This window comes from Neisseria sp. N95_16 (genome assembly GCF_002551535.2).
Classification (GTDB): Bacteria; Pseudomonadota; Gammaproteobacteria; order Burkholderiales; family Neisseriaceae; genus Neisseria; species Neisseria brasiliensis.
In genome coordinates, this window is the sequence record NZ_PDBT02000126.1 from 1 (window position 1) to 2,940 (window position 2,940).

Annotated in this window: 4 protein-coding genes; all 4 read left to right on the plus strand. The window is 49.6% G+C overall.

Features of this window, described 5'->3' with window-relative positions; genetic code table 11:
- Nucleotides 1-283 precede the first annotated feature (283 nt).
- The gene (surE, locus tag CRG49_RS12580; RefSeq protein ID WP_095503795.1) at nt 284-1,051 is read left to right on the plus strand and encodes a 5'/3'-nucleotidase SurE; all 768 of its coding nucleotides are present in this window, start codon (nt 284-286) and stop codon (nt 1,049-1,051) included.
- Nucleotides 1,052-1,264: 213 nt separating this feature from the next.
- Nucleotides 1,265-2,164, plus strand: coding sequence for a peptidoglycan DD-metalloendopeptidase family protein (locus tag CRG49_RS12585; protein WP_095503794.1), 900 nt, complete (start codon nt 1,265-1,267; stop codon nt 2,162-2,164).
- A 169-nt stretch (nt 2,165-2,333) separates the two neighbouring features.
- Nucleotides 2,334-2,753 (plus strand): TetR/AcrR family transcriptional regulator, encoded by a 420-nt coding sequence (locus CRG49_RS12590; RefSeq protein ID WP_097784630.1) that lies wholly within the window; start codon nt 2,334-2,336, stop codon nt 2,751-2,753.
- 16 nt (nt 2,754-2,769) lie between these two features.
- On the plus strand, nt 2,770-2,940 hold a 171-nt coding region (locus CRG49_RS14150), incomplete at its 3' end, for a helix-turn-helix domain-containing protein (protein WP_157807888.1).

Consider the following 2,940-nt stretch of genomic DNA (forward strand, 5'->3'; position numbering starts at 1 on the left):
CGGGATGACAACCGATGTTCTGTGCGATTTGGTTTAGGGGTAGGTTGCGGTAATGTCTGGAAATGTAGTATCTTTGGTGTGAGGTCAGTTGTGTGTAGGTCATATTGCAATCTTTCTTGTCAGGAAAGGCAGTATACTACCGCATACTGGCCTTTTCTGTTATTGGAAATTGCACTTGTTAGGCGAATGTAAGGGCCTTACTAACACACAAGGCCGTCTGAAACATAGACAAATTGCAAACCGTGCATTTACAATCGCATTCATCATCATTCGGGGATTACGCATGAATATTTTAATTTGCAATGACGACGGTTATCTTGCGCCGGGCATCGCGATTTTGGCGCGCGTGGCGGCAGAATTTGCCAACGTGCGCGTGGTGGCACCCGAACGCGACCGCAGCGGCGTGAGTAATTCCTTAACGCTCGACCGGCCTTTGCGCATCCGCCAAGCGGAAAACGGTTTTTATTATGTGAGCGGCACACCGACCGACTGCATCCATCTCGGTTTGCACGCGCTGCCCGAATTTCAGCCCGATTTGGTGCTGTCCGGCATCAACAATGGTGCAAATATGGGCGATGACACGCTGTATTCGGGCACAGTCGCTGCGGCAACAGAAGCCTATTTAATGGGCATTCCGGCGGTGGCGATTTCGTTAAACGATTTCAGCGGCCGCTATTGGGAAACCGCCGAAAAAGCCGCGTGGTTGCTGCTCGAGCATCTGCTGAAAAATCCGCCGCACCCCCCCATGCTGTGGAACATCAATATCCCAGCGGTTGCGCCGGAAGACATCCAGGGCATTAAAATCACGCGTTTGGGGCGGCGTCACCACGCGCAAAGCATTGTACCGACGACCAATCCGCGCAGCGAGCCGGTGTATTGGATTGGCCCGGTCGGCGACATTTCCGACCGCGAACAAGGCACGGATTTTGGCGAGTGCGAAGCGGGTTTCATCACGGTAACGCCTCTGCAAATTGATTTAACCTCGCATGAAGAACTCAGCGGCGTGCGTGCATTTTGGCAAAATGCGCCGCATAAGCCGGCTTCAAAATAAGCGTGAACAATCGGTTTACTTTTGCTAAAGTAAAAATTTTCAGACGGCCTCAAGCATAAATCGGCCTAAAAACAGACAAATAGCTCGAGCAAAAACAGCTGCGCTCATCAGATTAGTTTGTCATTTTACCCATACAACACTTGAGAATGGGGCATATTTTGATTATGATATGCCCCAACAGAAATAGAAAACCCCCAAACGAAGGTCATCCATATGTTGAAAAAAACCGCATTCTATGCCGGCTCGGCCGCTTTGGCATTATTCTTAAGCGCATGTGCCAGCCAGCAACCTGCACCTGTTGTCGACGGTACTTCTTCCACCGGCTCGACTTCAACGGCAACCAATCCATACGGCGCCAATCCATACGATCCGAATGCGGCTTCTACCGTGGCCACTGATGCGCCATACGTTCCACCTGCCACGCAACCTGTTTCTACGCCTGCTTACACCGGTTCAACCGGCGGTACTTATGTGCCGTCTTACGCACCGGTTGACGTGAATGCAGCTACGCATACCGTGGTGCGCGGCGATACCGTTTACAATATTTCTAAACGCTATGGCATCAACCAAAATGACTTGCGCTCATGGAACAATCTGGCCGACAACACCATCAGCGTGGGCCAAGTTTTGCGCGTGAAACCGGCAGGCTATGTAGCACCTGCGACCACCGCAGCCAGCACACCGGCAGCCGCTCCAGTTTCTACTCCGGCCACTACCGCCACCGTATCAACTGGTGCTACCCGCACCGTGAGCGGCATCACTTGGCAGCGTCCGACCGTGGGTAACGTGATTACTAATTTCGGCGGCAACAATAAAGGTGTCGACATCGCCGGTAACGCCGGTCAATCTGTGGTTGCTGCTGCCGACGGTAAAGTCGTGTATGCCGGCTCAGGCTTGCGCGGCTACGGTAATTTGGTGATTGTGCAGCACAATTCTACTTTCCTGACTGCTTACGGCCATAACCAAAGCCTGATGGTCAACGAAGGTCAAACTGTGAAACGTGGTCAGATTATTGCCAAAATGGGCAGCACCGATGCACCACGCAACCAATTGCATTTTGAAGTGCGTCAAAACGGTAAACCGGTTAATCCGACTACATACGTTCCGTTCTAAATCAACTGATTTTATTGAATCTACATAAAGCCGTGTGAATCATGCATCTACATGATTCACACGGCTTTTTTTTAAAAATTTTGCTTGCGTTTAATAAGCTATCGGGGGTATAGTATTTTCTCGTTGGACGAATGTCCAATTAAAACAAAATAATCACAAGGAGAATATCATGAACAGTGTCACCGCCATGCAATTGGTGCGTGCCGGCATCAAGCTCTATCCGAGTCACGGATATGAAGGCTTAACTGCTGAGGTCATCTCCAAGCACCTCAATATTTCCCCACAAACATACGAATCGATGTTTCCCGATAAAGATGAATTTATCAAAATCATGTTGCAGGAATTCAATGCCTGTTCATTGGGCAGATTATCATTCGATTTTGCGCCGCAAATGCCGCCAATCGAGCGTATGCGCCAAATTGTTTGGCGCTTATCAGTGGCGTTGCGCTGTAATTTGGATTGGACGCACCGTATGCTGTTGGATAGCTACTTGGGTGTCAAAATCATCAGAAGAGCTTACATTCGCCTAACAAGTGCAATTTCCAATAACAGAAAAGGCCAGTATGCGGTAGTATACTGCCTTTCCTGACAAGAAAGATTGCAATATGGCCTACACACAACTGACCTCACACCAAAGATACTACATTTCCAGACATTACCGCAACCTACCCCTAAACCAAATCGCACAGAACATCGGTTGTCATCCCGCCACCGTCAGTCGGGAAATCAGACGGCATTCCGTCAACGGAACCTACTGTTACCGAAAAGCACAACAG

Excerpts from the sequence above, each read along its gene's own strand:
- surE (WP_095503795.1), top strand. The coding sequence starts at position 284 with ATGAATATTTTAATTTGCAATGACGACGGTTATCTTGCGCCGGGCATC.
- CRG49_RS12585 (WP_095503794.1), top strand. The coding sequence starts at position 1,265 with ATGTTGAAAAAAACCGCATTCTATGCCGGCTCGGCCGCTTTGGCATTA.
- CRG49_RS12590 (WP_097784630.1), top strand. The coding sequence starts at position 2,334 with ATGAACAGTGTCACCGCCATGCAATTGGTGCGTGCCGGCATCAAGCTC.